Raw genomic sequence first — 14,917 nt, 5'->3', positions numbered from 1 at the left:
GGGACAGGCCCGGCGGCCGCGGACCCGGGGGGACAGGCCCCGGGACCGCTGCTACTCGACCGTGACGGACTTGGCCAGGTTGCGCGGCTTGTCGATGTCGCGGCCCATGGCGAGCGCCGTGTGGTAGGCGAGGAGCTGGAGCGGGATGCCCATCAGGATCGGGTCCAGCTCGTCCTCGTTCTTCGGCACGACGATGGTGTGGTCGGCCTTCGCCTGCGGCTGGTGCGCGACCGCGAGGATGCGGCCGCTGCGGGCCTTGATCTCCTCGAGGGCGGCGCGGTTCTTCTCCAGCAGGTCGTCGTCGGGGACGATCGCGACCGTCGGCAGGGCCGGCTCGATGAGGGCGAGCGGGCCGTGCTTCAGCTCGGAGGCCGGGTAGGCCTCGGCGTGGATGTAGGAGATCTCCTTGAGCTTCAGGGAGGCCTCGAGGGCCACCGGGTAGCCCCGCACGCGGCCGATGAACATCATCGACTGGGCGCCCGCGTACTCCGCGGCGATCTTCTTGATCTCGTCCTCGGTCTCGAGGATCTCGCTGATCTGCGCGGGCAGCTTGCGCAGGCCCTCGATGATCCGCTTGCCGTCGGTGACGGACAGGTCGCGGATGCGGCCCAGGTGCAGGGCGAGCAGCGCGAAGGCGGTGACCGTGTTGGTGAAGCACTTGGTGGAGACGACGCAGACCTCCGGGCCGGCGTGGACGTACACGCCGCCGTCGGCCTCACGGGCGATGGCGGAGCCGACCACGTTGACCACACCGAGGACGCGGGCGCCCTTGCGCTTCAGCTCCTGGACGGCCGCGAGCACGTCGTAGGTCTCACCGGACTGCGAGACGGCGATGTAGAGGGTGTCGGGGTCCACGACCGGGTTGCGGTAGCGGAACTCCGAGGCCGGCTCGGCGTCGGCGGGGATGCGGGCCAGGGACTCGATGAGCCCGGCACCGATGAGGCCGGCGTGGTACGAGGTGCCGCAGCCGAGGATCTTGATGCGGCGGATGGTGCGGGCCTCGCGGGCGTCGAGGTTCAGGCCGCCCAGGTGCACGGTGGAGAAGCGGTCGTCGATCCGGCCGCGCAGCACGCGGTCGACCGCGTCGGGCTGCTCGCAGATCTCCTTGTGCATGAAGGTGTCGTGGCCGCCCATGTCGAAGGAGGCGGCCTCCCACTCGACGGTCTCCGGGGTGGGCGTCGTGGTGGCGCCGGCGATCGTGTACGTGCGGAAGTCGTCGGCCTTGAGGGTGGCCATCTCGCCGTCGTCGAGGGTGACGACCTGGCGGGTGTGGGCGATCAGGGCGGCGACGTCGGAGGCGACGAGCATCTCCTTCTCGCCGATGCCTAGGATGACCGGGGAGCCGTTGCGGGCGACGACGATGCGGTCGTTGAAGTCGGCGTGCATCACGGCGATGCCGTACGTGCCCTCGATGACCTTGAGGGCCTCGCGGACCTTCTCCTCCAGGGTGGTGGCCTGGGAGCGGGCGATGAGGTGGGTGATGACCTCGGTGTCCGTCTCGGAGGCGAAGACGACGCCGTCGGCCTCCAGCTTGGCGCGGAGCTCCTGGGCGTTGTCGACGATGCCGTTGTGGACGACGGCGACCTTGTTCTCGGGGTCCAGGTGCGGGTGCGAGTTGACGTCGCTCGGCGCGCCGTGGGTGGCCCAGCGGGTGTGGGCGATGCCGGTGGTGCCGGTGAAGCGCTTGGGGACGCGGGCCTCCAGGTCGCGGACGCGGCCCTTCGCCTTGACCATCTTCAGGCCGGAGGCCTTCGGGCTGGTGACGACCATGCCCGCGGAGTCGTAGCCGCGGTACTCGAGGCGCGCAAGGCCCTCGAGCAGCAGCGGGGCGACGTCGCGCTTTCCGATGTAACCGACAATTCCGCACATAAAGGAAACCCCTCCAGGTCTGTGATGGTGCTTCTCGGCCGCACCCCCGGGCCGTGTGTCCCCGGCCGTGTCAGCCGTAGACGATGCGGCGCAGCTGCCGGAGCGAGAGTTCCGGTGGCGCCACGGCCCGGTGTGGCAGCTCCGCGGCGATCCGTTCGAAGATCTCGGTGTTCACCGCTCCACCGGACTGCAGTTCGCGGTGGCGGCGGCGGACGAACTCCTCGGTCGTCTCGTCGAAGTACGCCAGGACGTCGAGCACCACCCGGGCGGCCTCACCGCGCTGGAGCGCGGTGCTGCGGACCAGATGGTCGACGAGGTCGTCGTGTGACGGGCGGCGTTCGAGCACCCGTGAATACTGAGGGGTTCCCGGGCCCTTTCGCAAGAATCCTGCCCGAAATCGGGCAGGAGTGCCATGATCCACGCGTGGATCGGGGGTTTGGTCCAGACCTTGAACGTCGGCGGGGCGCTGATGCGCGGGGAGGGCGCCGACCGGATATACGTAACGACAGGACGACGGACGTGCTGATCACCCGAAGGGGACCATGCCTGTGAGACAGAGCCGAAGGATTCCTCGCCTGATCGGAACCCTGCTCCTCGTCGCGACCGCCGGAGTGGGGTGCGGGGAGAGCGCCGCGGTCACCGGAAAGGACGACGGAAAGGCGGCCGCCGCCGAACCCGAGATCCGCCCGCTCGGCCGCATCGTGCCCGTACCCGCCGGCATCGCCCCCGAGGGCGAGCCCTACACCCTCACGCCCGCCACCCGCATCGGCGTGGACGGGACCTCCGGCGAGACCAAGGCCATCGGCCGCTACCTCGCCGGACTGCTCCGACCCGCCACCGGCTTCCCGCTCCCCGTCGTCGACGACACCGCCGCCCGGGGCGGCATCCGGCTCCTGCTCGCCCCCGGCGACACCAAGCTCGGCGAGGAGGGCTACCGGCTCCATTCCACGCCCGACGGCCTCACCCTCACCGCCCGCGAGCCCGCCGGCCTCTTCCGCGGCGTGCAGACCCTGCGCCAGCAGCTGCCCTCCGCCGTCGAGCGGGACTCCGTCCAGCCCGGCCCCTGGAAGATCGCAGGCGGCACGATCACCGACACCCCCCGCTACGCCTACCGGGGCGCCATGCTCGACGTCGCCCGCCACTTCTTCACCGTCGACGAGGTGAAGCGGTACATCGACCAGCTCGCCCTCTACAAGATCAACACCCTTCATCTGCACCTCACCGACGACCAGGGCTGGCGCATCGCCGTCGACTCCTGGCCCCGGCTCACCAGCCACGGCGGCTCCACCGAGGTCGGCGGCGGCCCCGGCGGCTTCTACACCAAGGAGCAGTACCGGGAGATCGTCCGGTACGCCTCCTCCCGCTACCAGGAGGTGATCCCCGAGGTCGACATGCCGGGCCACACCTTCGCGGCCCTCTCCTCCTACGCCGCGCTCAACTGCGACGGCGTCGCCCCGCCCCTCTACACCGGCATCAAGGTCGGCCTCAGCTCCCTGTGCGTGCCCAAGGACATCACGTACGACTTCGTCGACGACGTGATCCGGGAGATCGCCGCGCTCACCCCCGGCCGCTACGTCCACATCGGCGGCGACGAGGCGCACTCCACCAGCCACGCCGACTACGTGGCCTTCATGGACCGGGTGCAGCCGGTCGTCGCGAAGTACGGCAAGAAGGTCGTCGGCTGGCACCAGCTGACCGGCACCACCCCCGTCGAGGGCGCCCTCGTGCAGTACTGGGGCCTCGATCGCACCCCCGCCGCGGAGAAGGAACGGGTCGCCGCCGCCGCGCGGAACGGCACCGGCCTCATCCTCTCGCCGGCCGACCGGACGTACCTCGACATGAAGTACACCAAGGACACCCCGCTCGGCCTCTCCTGGGCCGGACACGTCGAGGTGCGGGAGTCGTACGACTGGAACCCGGCCACCTATCTGCCGGGAGCCCCGGAGAACGCCGTCGTGGGCGTCGAGGCCCCGCTGTGGACGGAGACGCTCGCCACCACGGACGACCTCGACGTCATGGCCTTCCCGCGCCTGCCGGGCGTGGCCGAACTCGGCTGGTCCCCGGCGGAGACCCACGACTGGGACACGTACAAGGTGCGCCTCGCGGAACAGGCACCACGCTTCGAGGCGCTGGGCATCGACTTCTACCGGTCACCGCAGGTGCCCTGGCCGGCGGGGTAGGACGTCCGCTCACGCGGAACGCCCGGCCGGTTCGCTGCCGGCAGGGCGTTCCGCCGGGTGCGGGCGCGATGGTGGACCGGCCGTCCCGGGACAGGGCTGCCGCCCGGACCCCCGGACCCCCGGACCCGCCGACCGGTCCGGGGCTAAGCTCCGCGGATGGAGCGAGCTGAGGTTCTGAGGCGAGTGATCGGCATCCTGACGGAGGCTCAGGAGATCCGGCGGGCGGTGGAGGAGGGGGACGAGGAGGCCCTCGAGTCGGCGTCCGAGATCGAACCCGGGGTGATCACACAGATGCTGAACGAGATGCTGCCCCACATCAGGGTGCCGGCCGACGCCACTCCGCAGGAGGTGACCCGCCTCCTCGCCACGGCCCTCGGCCCCGTGCTGTACACCATGGTCTCCGGGTTCACCCTCGCCTTCACGAGTCTCGCCATGACGCACGACGAGGGGCGGACCGACGTCTCCTCGGCCGAGGTGCTGCAGACCCTCGCCCTCCAGGTGGAGGCGGGCCGCTTCGACGAGGGCGCCTGAATCGACGAGTACCTCCAAGGCGGTCCCGGCGACCCGCGGACGATCGAGGGCCCGGAAGGGCGGAGAAAGATGTGAGCCCCGCCGGAGGACCGTACTCCGGCGGGGCTCACATCGGTCCATGGGGAAGGTCAGGCGAACCGGGCTATCGGGTTCACCAGGTCGCCGACCAGCTGGAGGGCCGCCGACGGGTCCGCCAGGTCGACCATCTGCCTGTTGTTGCGGAGCTGGAGGCGGTTGAGGGCGGAGAGGGCGAACGTCTCCGCGAACATGTCGTACTGGGCGAACCTGTCCGACAGTTCCGGCTTCGACGCCTCGTAGGCGCGGACGCACTCCGCGACCGTCCGCCAGAAGTCGTCCTCGGCCAGGACGCCCTCCGCCGCCAGGGTCGCGCCCAGGAAGCGGAAGAAGCAGTCGAAGACGTCCGTGAAGACCGAGAGGAGCTTCATGTCCTCCGGGATCTCGGCGCGGACGCGCTCCACCGCCGGCGGCAGGACCGCCGCCGGGTCCATGACGACGATCTCCTCCGCGATGTCCTTGAAGATCGCCCGCGCCACCGCGCCGCGCTCGTCGAGGACCAGGATCACGTTCTCGCCGTGCGGCATGAACGCCAGGTCGTACGCGTAGAAGCTGTGCAGGACCGGGAGGAGGTAGGCGTCCAGGTACTGGCGCAGCCAGACCCGCGCCTCGAGGCCCGACTCCTTGATCAGGGCGCCCGCGAAGGACGCGCCCGCGTGGTCCACGTGGAGGAGCGAGGCCATCGTCGCCAGGCGCTCGCCCTCGGCGAGGGACGGCACCGGGGACTCGCGCCAGAGCGCCGCCAGCATCTTGCGGTAGGGCGAGTAGCGGTCGGTCGCGGCCTCGTACTCCAGGTGCCGGTAGCCGACGGCCGCCCGCTCGCGGATGATCGAGAACCGGGCCGCCGCGAAGACGGAGTCCGACTCGATGAGCTGGTGCAGCCAGTCGTTGATGGCCGGGGTGGCCTCCATGTACGCGGCCGAGAGACCCCGCATGAAGCCCATGTTGAGGACCGAGAGAGCCGTCTTGACGTAATGCTTGGCCGGGTCCGACGTGTTGAAGAACGTACGGATCGACTGCTGCGCGAGGTACGTGTCGTCGCCCTCGCCCAGATACACCAGACGCTGCTGCGCGACCTCGGCGGCGAAGGTGACGGACAGCTTGTTCCACCACTGCCAGGGGTGACAGGGCATGAGGAGGTAGTCGGCCGGGTCCAGGCCGCGGGCGGTCAGCGTCGCCGCGAAGCCGTCCACCGTCTCGTCGCCCAGCTCGGCGCGGACGAACGTCTCGTACTCGATGTCCGCGCCCGCCGTGAAGGTGGTGCGGTCGCGCCGCGCCGCCAGCCAGATCAGGTGGATGTCGCTCGCGGCCTCGGGGGCGTACGCGCGGAACTCGTCGACGCCGAAGCCGAGCCGGCCGTTGTTGGCGACGAAGCAGGGGTGGCCCTCGGTCATCCCGGTCTCGATGGCCTGGAAGCCGGCGTGGGCCAGCTCGGCGGAGGTCACCCTCGGCTTGGTCGCCTTGTAGGCCGTGCCGGCGAGGGTGGAGGAGATCTCCTCCAGGTAGACCGGGAGGACCTCGTCGCTGAGGCCGAGGGCGCCGCGGAGTTCGGTGATGAACTGGAGCGCGTCGAGCGGGAGCTGCTCGTCGCCGCGGTGCCGGCTGATCGACTCGGGGTAGACCTGCCAGTGGTCGAGGGCGAACCGGTCCGCGGTGAAGCGGTACTCGGTCACGCCGTCGTCGGCGAGCACCGCGTAACGGCTCTCGCCCAGCTCGCGCGGGTCGAGGAGCCGCTCGTGGGCGAACTCGGCCAGGCCCTTGCGGATCAGGGCGCGGTTGGCGTCGGCCCAGAGCTCGGGGGTGAGGTGCGCGACGGGGTCGCGGCGGTCGGTGGCGCTCATACGGCGGCTCCCACGGCGGCCTCGAACTGCTCCCGGGTGCAGAAGCTCAGCAGGGCCTTCTTCTCCGGCTTCTGGATCTCCCGCTCGGGCACGAAACCGACGGCCTCGTTGAGCGCGTGGACGGCCTTGTTGCCCACGTCGGGCTCGACGACGACGCGCACGGTCGCAGGGTCGGCGAACAGCTCCGCCATCACGGCGGTGATCACGGTCCGGGTGAAGCCGTGCACGGGGGTGTCGGTCGGCGCGACGAGGAAGTGCATGCCGACGTCACCGGGCTGCGGCTCGTACAGGCCGACGAGCTCCAGCTCCGACGGGTCGTACCGCTCCATCAGGAAGGACGGCTCGCCGTCGACCAGGCCGATGAAGGCGTCGTGGTGCGGATGGGCGGTGATCGCCGTGTACTCGCGCTCGACGTCCTGGAGGGTGGCGCCCTGCATCATCCAGAAGGCGGCTTTGGGGTGGGTGACCCACGGGTGGATCAGCCGGGCGTCCTTCGACGGGTCGAAGGGACGTATCGATACGGTCATGCCGCGAACTCCTGGAAAGCGATGGTCTTCTCGACGGGGTAGTAGTCGTATCCCAGCATCGCCCCGATGATGTACGCGTTGCGGTACGCCCCCATGCCGAGGTCGGGCGAGGTGATCGAGTGGGTGTGCACGCCGGCGTTCTGCAGGAAGACCCCGCGGCCGGTGGTGTCGATCGCGTAGTTGCGGGCCACGTCGAAGCGGCCCTGGCCGTCCCACTTGAGGCGGTCACGGACCGGCTCCAGGAAGGCGGGGACGGCGTACTTGTACCCGGTGGCGAGGATCAGGCCCTCGGTCTCCAGGGTGAAGTCCTTCTCCTGCTCCTCCTGGCGGAAGCCGAGGGTGTACGTGCCGCTGGTGTCGTCGTACGCGGCGGCGTGCAGCGCGGAGTTGGTGAGAAGCCGGGTCTGCACCGGGCCGTTCAGGTTCTTCTGGTAGAGCAGGTCGAAGATGGCGTCGATCAGCTCGCCGTCGATGCCCTTGAAGAGGCCCTTCTGCTGGGTCTCCAGGCGGTAGCGGGTCTGCTCGGGCAGCGCGTGGAAGTAGTCCACGTACTCCGGGGAGGTCATCTCCAGGGTGAGCTTGGTGTACTCGAGGGGGAAGAAGCGGGGGGAGCGGGTCACCCAGTTCAGCTTGTAGCCGTGGACGTCGATCTCGCTCAGGAGGTCGTAGTAGATCTCGGCCGCGCTCTGGCCGCTGCCGACCAGGGTGATGGACTTCTTCTTCTGGAGCTCCTCCTTGTTCGGGAGGTAGCGCGAGTTGTGGATCAGGTCGCCGCCGAGGCCCTGGCAGGTCTCGGGGACGTACGCCGGGGTGCCGGTGCCGAGGACGAGCTTCCGCGAGCGGAACGTTTCTCCGGCCTCGGTGGTCACCACGTACACCTCAACGGTCTCGTCGAAGGCCACGGAGGCGACGGTCGTCGAGAAGCGGACCGAGGAGAGCTTCCCGGCGGCCCAGCGGCAGTAGTCGTTGTACTCGGTCCGCAGCGGGTAGAAGTTCTCCCGGATGTAGAACGAGTACAGCCGGCCCTTCTCCTTCAGGTAGTTCAGGAAGGAGTACGGCGAGGTGGGGTCCGCCATCGTGACCAGGTCCGACATGAACGGGGTCTGGAGGTGGGCGCCTTCGAGGAACATCCCCGAGTGCCACTCGAAGTCCGGCTTCGACTCCAGGAAGAGGCCGTTCAGCTCGTCGATCGGCTCGGTCAGGCAGGCGAGTCCGAGGTTGAACGGACCGAGTCCGATGCCGATGAAGTCGTGGATCCCAGAGGTCTCAGGGGTCTCAGGCGTGGACAAGGTTCTCTCCCAGGTACTGCTCGGCGTGGCCGGCGATCAGATCGAGGACGGCGGCGATGTCGGCCGTGGTCGTCTCGGGGTTGAGCAAGGTGAACTTGAGGTACTGGCGGCCGTCGACCTTGGTTCCGGCGACGACGGCCTCACCGGAGGCGAAGAGCGCCTTCCTGGCGTGGAGGTTGGCCCGGTCGATGTCCTCGGGGGAGGTGACGGCCTCCGGGATGTAGCGGTACACGAGCGTGGAGAGCTGCGGCTCGACCACGACGTCGTAGCGCGGGTCGGCGGCGAGCATCGCGAAGCCCTCGGCGGCCAGGTCGCAGACCTCGTCGAAGAGCTGCCCGACGCCGTCGGCGCCCATCACGCGCAGGGTCATCCACAGCTTGAGCGCGTCGAAGCGGCGGGTGGTCTGGAGGGACTTGTCGACCTGGTTCGGTATCCGCTCCGCGATGGTGCGGCGCGGGTTCAGGTAGTCCGCGTGGTAGGTCGCGTGGCGCAGGGTGGCGCCGTCGCGGACAAGGACGGCCGAGGAGCTGACCGGCTGGAAGAAGGACTTGTGGAAGTCGACGGTGACCGAGTCGGCCCGCTCGATGCCGTCCAGGAGGTGGCGGCGGGTCGGGGAGGCGAGCAGCCCGCAGCCGTAGGCCGCGTCCACGTGCATCCAGGCGCCGTACTCCTCGGCCAGGGCGGCGATCTCGGGCAGCGGGTCGATGGAGCCGAAGTCGGTGGTGCCGGCGGTGGCGACGATCGCCATCGGGACGAGGCCCTCGGCGCGGCAGGCCTCCAGCTCGGCGGCGAGGACGACGGACTGCATCCGCTTGTTCCGGTCGACCGGGATCGAGACGACGGCGTCGGCGCCGAGGCCGAGGAGGGTGGCCGACTTCTGGACGCTGAAGTGGCTGCAGTCGGAGGAGAAGACACGGAGCCTGGACAGGTCGTCCGTCTTGGCCTCCTCGCGGGCCAGGAGCAGGGCCTGCAGGTTGGACTGCGTACCTCCGCTGGTGAACACCCCGTCGGCGGCCGGGCCGAGGCCGATGCGGCCGGTGGTCCAGTCGATCAGCTTGCGCTCGATGAGGGTGCCGCCGGCGCTCTGGTCCCACGTGTCGAGCGAGGAGTTGACCGCCGAGAGGACGGCCTCGCCGAGGACGGCGGGGATGACCACCGGGCAGTTGAGGTGGCCCAGGTAGCGCGGGTGGTGGAAGTAGACGGCGTCGCGGAGGTAGACGCTCTCCAGCTCGTCGAGGGCGGCGGAGGAGTCGCCGAGCGGCCGGTCGAGGTCGACGGCGTCGATCACGGGGGCGAGCTCGGCGGGCGTCACACCGCTGAAGGGACCTCGCGTCGAGGCGAGTTTGGCCGCCACGCGCTCGACTCCTTCGGTGACGGAGCGGCGGTAGCTCTCCGCCGTGGCGTCATTGAGCAGGTGGGAGCGCATGTGGGGGGCCTCCGGACAGCAGAGAAGGACGAGGGGGCGATGTGTTGTTAGGTTAGCCTAACCTAACAACACATCGCAACGCCCCCTCGCCCCTCTCAGGTCACGCTCGGTGAACGGAAGTTGAACGCGGGCGGTGGGAGTACGCCTACGCGTCTTCCTGGGTCTCGTCCGGGACCTCGCGCAGCGCGTCCTCGGAAAGCCCCTTGCGCCAGTAACCGACGAACGTCACCCGGCGCCGGTCGAGCCCGCGCTCCCGCACGAAGTGCCGCCGCAGCGCCTTCACCGCGCCGGACTCGCCCGCGATCCAGACGTACGGCGCCTCGCCGGGCAGCCCGGCACCGCGCACCGCGTCCACGGCGGACGGCGCCCCCTCCTCGCGTACGAGCCAGGTGACGGTCGCGTCGGCCTGCGTCGCGAGCTCCATGCGGTCGCCCGAGTACGGCACTTCGAGGAACACCTGGGCGCGGGTCTCGGCCGGCAGCCACTCCAGGATCGCGGAGGCGGCCGGAAGGGCCGTCTCGTCCGCCCAGATGAGGACGGAGTCGGCGTCCTCGGGCAGCCGGAAGCGGACGCCGGTGTTCTCGGCGACCGCGGGACCGAGCACGACCACCCGGTCGCCGGGCTTGGCCTGGGCCGCCCAGCGGCAGGCGGGGCCGCCGTCCTCGTGGAGCGCGAAGTCGATGTCGACCTCGTTCACCGGCTCCGTGCGCTGCTCGCGGACCGTGTACGAGCGCATCACGGCCCGCTCGTCGTCGGGCATCGCGCGCCACGCGCCCAGGATGGCGTACATGTCCGGGTTGTCGAGCGGCGGCAGGGCGGGCGCGTCCTGGCCGGGGTGCGGCAGGAAGAGGGAGAGCGACTGGTCGCGGCCGCCGGCGGCGAAGCCCTTCAGGTCGTCCCCGGTGAAGGTGACCCGGACCAGGGACGGGCCGAGCCGCCGGGTCCGGTCGACCTGGAGGCGGAAGAACTGGAAGGGGGCGGTCTCGGCGTTCGTCATGAGAACGTAGGTTAGCCTAACCTCATCAAACTCTGTAGGGGTGGGGGCGCGTGACGGACCCCACCTGGCCAGGCCTGACGGACCCCACCTGGCCAGGCACGACGAAGCCCGCCACCCCGGGGGCGGCGGGCTCCGCCGAGACGTGCGGACGGACTCAGGCCTGAAGGCCCAACTCCCGCGCGATCAGCATCCGCTGGACCTCGCTGGTGCCCTCGCCGATCTCCAGGATCTTCGAGTCGCGCCACATCCGGGCCACCGGGTACTCGTTCATGAAGCCGTAGCCGCCGTGGATCTGGGTGGCGTCACGGGCGTTGTCGACCGCCACGGTGGAGGAGTACAGCTTCGCGATCGCCGCCTCCTTCTTGAACGGCTCGCCCAGGACGAGCCGCGAGGCCGCGTCCCGCCAGCCGATCCGGGCCATGTGCGCCCGCGTCTCCATGTCGGCGATCTTGAACTGGATGGCCTGGTTGTCACCGATCGGCCGGCCGAAGGCGTGACGTTCCTTCGCGTACTTCACCGACTCGTCCACACAGCCCTGCGCGAGACCCGTCGCGAGCGCCGCGATGGCGACCCGGCCCTCGTCCAGGATCCGCAGGAACTGCGCGTACCCACGGCCCTCCTCGCCGAGGAGGTTCTCCACCGGGACCCGCACGTCGTCGAAGGACAGCTCACGGGTGTCCGAGGCGTTCCAGCCGACCTTCGAGTAGGGGGCGGCGACCGTGAAGCCCGGGGTGCCGGAGGGGACGATGATCGAGGAGATCAGCGGACGGCCGTCGGGCTTGCGGCCGGTGACCGCCGTGACCGTCACCAGACCCGTGATGTCCGTACCGGAGTTGGTGATGAAGCACTTCGAACCGTTGATGACCCACTGGTCGCCGTCACGGACGGCCGTCGTACGGGTGCCGCCGGCGTCCGAGCCGGCGCCCGGCTCGGTGAGACCGAAGGCACCGAGCAGCTCACCGGCGCACAGCCTCGGCAGCCACTCCCGCTTCTGCTCCTCCGTGCCGAACAGGTGCAGCGGCATCGCGCCGAGCGACACCCCCGCCTCCAGGGTGATCGCCACGGAGGAGTCGACCCGGGCCAGCTCCTCGAGAGCGATGCCGAGCGCCAGGTAGTCGCCGCCCATGCCGCCGTACTCCTCGGGGAACGGCAGTCCGAACAGGCCCATGCGGCCCATCTCGCGGACGATCTCGTACGGGAACTCGTGCCGCTCGTAGTAGTCGCCGATCTTCGGCGCCACCACGTCGTGGGCGAACGCCTCGACGGTACGGCGGAGTTCCTCGTGCTCTGCGGTGAGCCGGTGGTCGAGGGACATGGGAATCGTCACTCCTGGTGGGAGAGGGCACGGACGGTACGGGAAGGGCTGGGTCGGCCCAGTTGTTCGGCCATCCACACGCTTGTGGCGGTGAGGGTGGCCAGATCGACCCCGGTCTCGATGCCGAGACCGTCGAGCATCCACACGAGATCCTCGGTGGCGAGATTGCCGGTCGCGCTCTTCGCGTACGGACAGCCGCCGAGGCCGCCGGCGGAGGCGTCCACGGTGGTGACCCCGTGGCGCAGGGCGGTCAGGGTGTTGGAGAGGGCCTGCCCGTACGTGTCGTGGAAGTGCACGGCGATACGGGAGGTGGGGACACCGGCCTCGTCCAGGGCGGTGAGCAGCGCCTGGACGTGGCCGGGGGTCGCGACCCCGATGGTGTCCCCGAGGCTCAGCTCGTCACAGCCCATCTCGGCGAGGGCCTTGGTGACGCGGACGACCTGCTCGACGGGGACGGCGCCCTCCCAGGGGTCGCCGAAGCACATCGAGAGGTAGCCGCGGACCGTGAGGCCGGCCTCTATGGCCCGCGTGACGGTCGGCGCGAACATCGCGAGCGCCTCGTCGACGGTCCGGTTCAGATTGGCCTTCGCGAAGGACTCGGTCGCCGAGGCGAACACGGCGACCTCGCGGGCGCCGAGCGCGAGGGCCCGGTCGAGACCCCGCTCGTTCGGCACGAGGACGGGCAGGCGGACGGGCAGATCACGGACGAGCGGGAACAGCTCCTCCGCGTCCGCCAGTTGGGGCACCCACTTCGGGTGCACGAAGCTGGTCGCCTCGATCGTGCCGAGCCCGGCGGCGGCGAGCCGCCGCACGAACTCGGCCTTCACATCGGTCGCGACGGCCTTCTTCTCGTTCTGCAGCCCGTCCCGGGCGCCGACCTCGTGGATCCGGACCCGGGCGGGCAGCGCCGGATCCCTCACGGTCATGGGCAGGCCCGTGGTCACGATTCCTCCCTGGGTGCGACGACGGCCAGGATCTGGTCCATGGCGACGGTGCTGCCGGGCGTCACGTCCAGCTCGGTGACGGTGCCGGCGTGCGGGGCGGAGATGACGTGCTCCATCTTCATCGCCTCGACGACGAGCAGACTCTGCCCCGCCTCGACCTCGTCCCCGACGGCCACCTTGACGACGGTGACGGTCCCGGGCATCGGCGCGGCCAGCGTGTCGGCCCCGCCGTGCTTCGCCCCGCTGAGCGCGGCCTCGACGGGATCGTGGTCGAGCACGTGCCAGGAGTCGCCGTCCCTGCCGAGCCAGTTCCCGGCGCGGTGGAAGCGGTGGACGAGCCCGTCCACCGTGACCGTCACCGAGTCGGGGGTGACCCGGGCGCCGGCCGGCGCCTCCGCCGTCACGGGTTCATGTCCCGCCACTCGTACGGGGAAGGGCAGCGGGGCCGGACGCCCGCCAAGCCGCCAGCCGCTCGGCACCGAGAACGGGTCCGTCCAGCCGCCCAGGGGCGCCGGGGCCAGCTCCGCGAACCGGGCGGCGGCCGCCGCCGCGTACACCTCGTCCGGTACGCCCTCCGGGACGAGGCTCTCCGCGTCCCGCTCCACCAGACCCGTGTCCAGGGCGCCGGAGACGACGTCCGGGTGGGCGAGCAGCCTGCGCAGGAAGCCGGCGTTCGTCGGGACGCCCAGGGTGACCGTGTCCGCGAGCGCCGCGCGCAGCTTGCGCAGGGCCGTGGGGCGGTCCTTCGCGTGGACGATGACCTTCGCGAGCATCGGGTCGTACAGGCTGCCGACCTCCGTGCCCTCGCTCAGGCCCGAGTCCGTACGAACCCCGTCCCCCTGCGGCTCGTTCAGGGCGAGGACCGTGCCGCCCGAGGGCAGGAAGCCCCGCGACGGGTCCTCCGCGCACAGCCGGGCCTCGATCGCCCAGCCGTCGAGCCGGATCTCCTCCTGCGTGAACGGCAGCGGCTCGCCCGCCGCCACCCGCAGCTGCCACTCCACCAGATCGACACCCGTGATCAGCTCCGTCACCGGGTGCTCGACCTGGAGGCGGGTGTTCATCTCCATGAAGTAGTACGAGGCCGGGTCGCCGCCCGGCACGATGAATTCGACCGTGCCCGCGCCCACATAGCCGCAGGACCGCGCCGCCTCGACGGCCGCCGCGCCCATCGCCGCCCGGATCTCCGGGGTCAGCAGGACGCTCGGCGCCTCCTCGATGATCTTCTGGTGGCGGCGCTGGAGCGAGCACTCGCGCTCGCCGAGGTGGACCACGTTCCCGTGGGCGTCGGCAAGGACCTGGATCTCGATGTGCCGGGGCCGGTCGATCCACCGCTCCACGAGGAGCGTGTCGTCGCCGAACGAGGAGCGGGCCTCACGGCGGGCCGCCGCGATCTCGTCCTCCAGGACCGCCAGGTCCCGGACGAGCCGCATGCCCTTGCCGCCACCGCCCGCGCTCGGCTTGAGCAGCACGGGCGCGCCGAGCGCACGGGCGGCCTCGGCCAGTTCGGGATCGGCCGCGCCGGGGACGACCGGGACGCCCGCCGCCTTGACCGTCTCCTTCGCCCGGATCTTGTCGCCCATCAGGGAGATCGCGGAGGCCGGCGGACCGATGAAGACGAGCCCCGCGTCCGCGCAGGCCCGCGCGAAGCCGGCGTTCTCGGCGAGGAACCCGTAGCCGGGATGGACGGCCCGCGCGCCGGTGCGGGCGGCGGCTTCGAGCAGCGCGGGGACGGACAGATACGACTCGGAGGCCGGCGGTGGACCGATCCGTACCGCGGTGTCCGCCTCCCGTACGTGCCGGGCGTCGGCGTCCGCGTCGCTGTACACGGCCACCGAGCGCACGCCGAGTGCCCGCAGCGTGCGGATGACCCGGACCGCGATCTCGCCGCGATTGGCGACGAGCACTGTGTCGAACATGGACTTC

The 14,917-nt window shown here is 70.6% G+C and carries 12 protein-coding genes; 2 read left to right on the top strand and 10 right to left on the bottom strand.

From position 1 onward, the window contains the following. Positions 1 to 51 precede the first annotated feature (51 nt). Together glmS and ACFVYX_RS01945 are read right to left on the bottom strand one after the other, a co-directional pair. Positions 52 to 1,869, bottom strand: coding sequence for a glutamine--fructose-6-phosphate transaminase (isomerizing) (gene glmS, locus ACFVYX_RS01950; protein WP_389679317.1), 1,818 nt, complete (start codon positions 1,867 to 1,869; stop codon positions 52 to 54). Positions 1,870 to 1,939: 70 nt separating this feature from the next. Further along, a complete protein-coding gene (locus tag ACFVYX_RS01945) occupies positions 1,940 to 2,215 on the bottom strand; it encodes a hypothetical protein (protein ID WP_073807713.1) in 276 nt (91 codons plus the stop codon). 202 nt (positions 2,216 to 2,417) lie between these two features. On the opposite strand from ACFVYX_RS01945, the gene ACFVYX_RS01940 reads away from it, so the two are divergent. Together ACFVYX_RS01940 and ACFVYX_RS01935 are read left to right on the top strand one after the other, a co-directional pair. Beyond that, on the top strand, positions 2,418 to 4,049 hold the full coding sequence (locus tag ACFVYX_RS01940) for a beta-N-acetylhexosaminidase (RefSeq protein ID WP_389679316.1): 1,632 nt from the start codon (positions 2,418 to 2,420) through the stop codon (positions 4,047 to 4,049). 156 nt (positions 4,050 to 4,205) lie between these two features. Next, on the top strand, positions 4,206 to 4,580 hold the full coding sequence (locus ACFVYX_RS01935; protein ID WP_389679315.1) for a hypothetical protein: 375 nt from the start codon (positions 4,206 to 4,208) through the stop codon (positions 4,578 to 4,580). Positions 4,581 to 4,708: 128 nt separating this feature from the next. Here ACFVYX_RS01935 and ACFVYX_RS01930 read toward each other — a convergent pair whose 3' ends face one another. The 8 genes from ACFVYX_RS01930 to ACFVYX_RS01895 form a co-directional block, all read right to left on the bottom strand. Then, on the bottom strand, positions 4,709 to 6,496 hold the full coding sequence (locus ACFVYX_RS01930) for an IucA/IucC family protein (protein ID WP_389679314.1): 1,788 nt from the start codon (positions 6,494 to 6,496) through the stop codon (positions 4,709 to 4,711). After that, positions 6,493 to 7,023 carry a GNAT family N-acetyltransferase gene (locus tag ACFVYX_RS01925; RefSeq protein ID WP_389679313.1) on the bottom strand — a complete coding sequence of 177 codons (531 nt, stop codon included), beginning with the start codon at positions 7,021 to 7,023 and terminating at the stop codon, positions 6,493 to 6,495. The genes ACFVYX_RS01930 and ACFVYX_RS01925 overlap by 4 nt, the downstream gene beginning before the upstream one ends. Then, positions 7,020 to 8,312, bottom strand: coding sequence for a lysine N(6)-hydroxylase/L-ornithine N(5)-oxygenase family protein (locus ACFVYX_RS01920; protein ID WP_389679312.1), 1,293 nt, complete (start codon positions 8,310 to 8,312; stop codon positions 7,020 to 7,022). The genes ACFVYX_RS01925 and ACFVYX_RS01920 overlap by 4 nt, the downstream gene beginning before the upstream one ends. Further along, a complete protein-coding gene (locus ACFVYX_RS01915) occupies positions 8,299 to 9,738 on the bottom strand; it encodes a pyridoxal phosphate-dependent decarboxylase family protein (RefSeq protein WP_389679311.1) in 1,440 nt (479 codons plus the stop codon). Before ACFVYX_RS01915 ends, ACFVYX_RS01920 begins: the two co-directional genes overlap by 14 nt. Before the next feature lie 145 nt (positions 9,739 to 9,883). Further along, entirely contained in the window at positions 9,884 to 10,735 is an 852-nt protein-coding gene (locus tag ACFVYX_RS01910) for a siderophore-interacting protein (protein ID WP_389679310.1), read from the bottom strand. Between the two features lie 154 nt (positions 10,736 to 10,889). Then, positions 10,890 to 12,050 carry an acyl-CoA dehydrogenase family protein gene (locus tag ACFVYX_RS01905; RefSeq protein WP_389679309.1) on the bottom strand — a complete coding sequence of 387 codons (1,161 nt, stop codon included), beginning with the start codon at positions 12,048 to 12,050 and terminating at the stop codon, positions 10,890 to 10,892. Between the two features lie 8 nt (positions 12,051 to 12,058). After that, positions 12,059 to 12,976 (bottom strand): hydroxymethylglutaryl-CoA lyase, encoded by a 918-nt coding sequence (locus ACFVYX_RS01900; RefSeq protein ID WP_389679501.1) that lies wholly within the window; start codon positions 12,974 to 12,976, stop codon positions 12,059 to 12,061. 14 nt (positions 12,977 to 12,990) lie between these two features. After that, positions 12,991 to 14,910: a biotin carboxylase N-terminal domain-containing protein gene (locus ACFVYX_RS01895; protein ID WP_389679308.1), complete on the bottom strand. Its 1,920-nt coding sequence runs from the start codon at positions 14,908 to 14,910 to the stop codon at positions 12,991 to 12,993. Positions 14,911 to 14,917: the final 7 nt, after the last annotated feature.

The organism is Streptomyces sp. NPDC058326, from assembly GCF_042879855.1.
In the GTDB taxonomy this organism is placed as follows: domain Bacteria; phylum Actinomycetota; class Actinomycetes; order Streptomycetales; family Streptomycetaceae; genus Streptomyces.
Note: the sequence above shows the minus strand (reverse complement) of the source record. Positions and strands in the feature narration are given on the sequence as shown.

What these genes read in the sequence shown, in the direction of transcription:
- glmS (WP_389679317.1), bottom strand. Translation starts at nt 1,869, where the DNA reads ATGTGCGGAATTGTCGGTTACATCGGAAAGCGCGACGTCGCCCCGCTG.
- ACFVYX_RS01935 (WP_389679315.1), top strand. Translation starts at nt 4,206, where the DNA reads ATGGAGCGAGCTGAGGTTCTGAGGCGAGTGATCGGCATCCTGACGGAG.
- ACFVYX_RS01930 (WP_389679314.1), bottom strand. Translation starts at nt 6,496, where the DNA reads ATGAGCGCCACCGACCGCCGCGACCCCGTCGCGCACCTCACCCCCGAG.
- ACFVYX_RS01925 (WP_389679313.1), bottom strand. Translation starts at nt 7,023, where the DNA reads ATGACCGTATCGATACGTCCCTTCGACCCGTCGAAGGACGCCCGGCTG.
- ACFVYX_RS01915 (WP_389679311.1), bottom strand. Translation starts at nt 9,738, where the DNA reads ATGCGCTCCCACCTGCTCAATGACGCCACGGCGGAGAGCTACCGCCGC.
- ACFVYX_RS01910 (WP_389679310.1), bottom strand. Translation starts at nt 10,735, where the DNA reads ATGACGAACGCCGAGACCGCCCCCTTCCAGTTCTTCCGCCTCCAGGTC.
- ACFVYX_RS01905 (WP_389679309.1), bottom strand. Translation starts at nt 12,050, where the DNA reads ATGTCCCTCGACCACCGGCTCACCGCAGAGCACGAGGAACTCCGCCGT.
- ACFVYX_RS01900 (WP_389679501.1), bottom strand. Translation starts at nt 12,976, where the DNA reads ATGACCGTGAGGGATCCGGCGCTGCCCGCCCGGGTCCGGATCCACGAG.
- ACFVYX_RS01895 (WP_389679308.1), bottom strand. Translation starts at nt 14,910, where the DNA reads ATGTTCGACACAGTGCTCGTCGCCAATCGCGGCGAGATCGCGGTCCGG.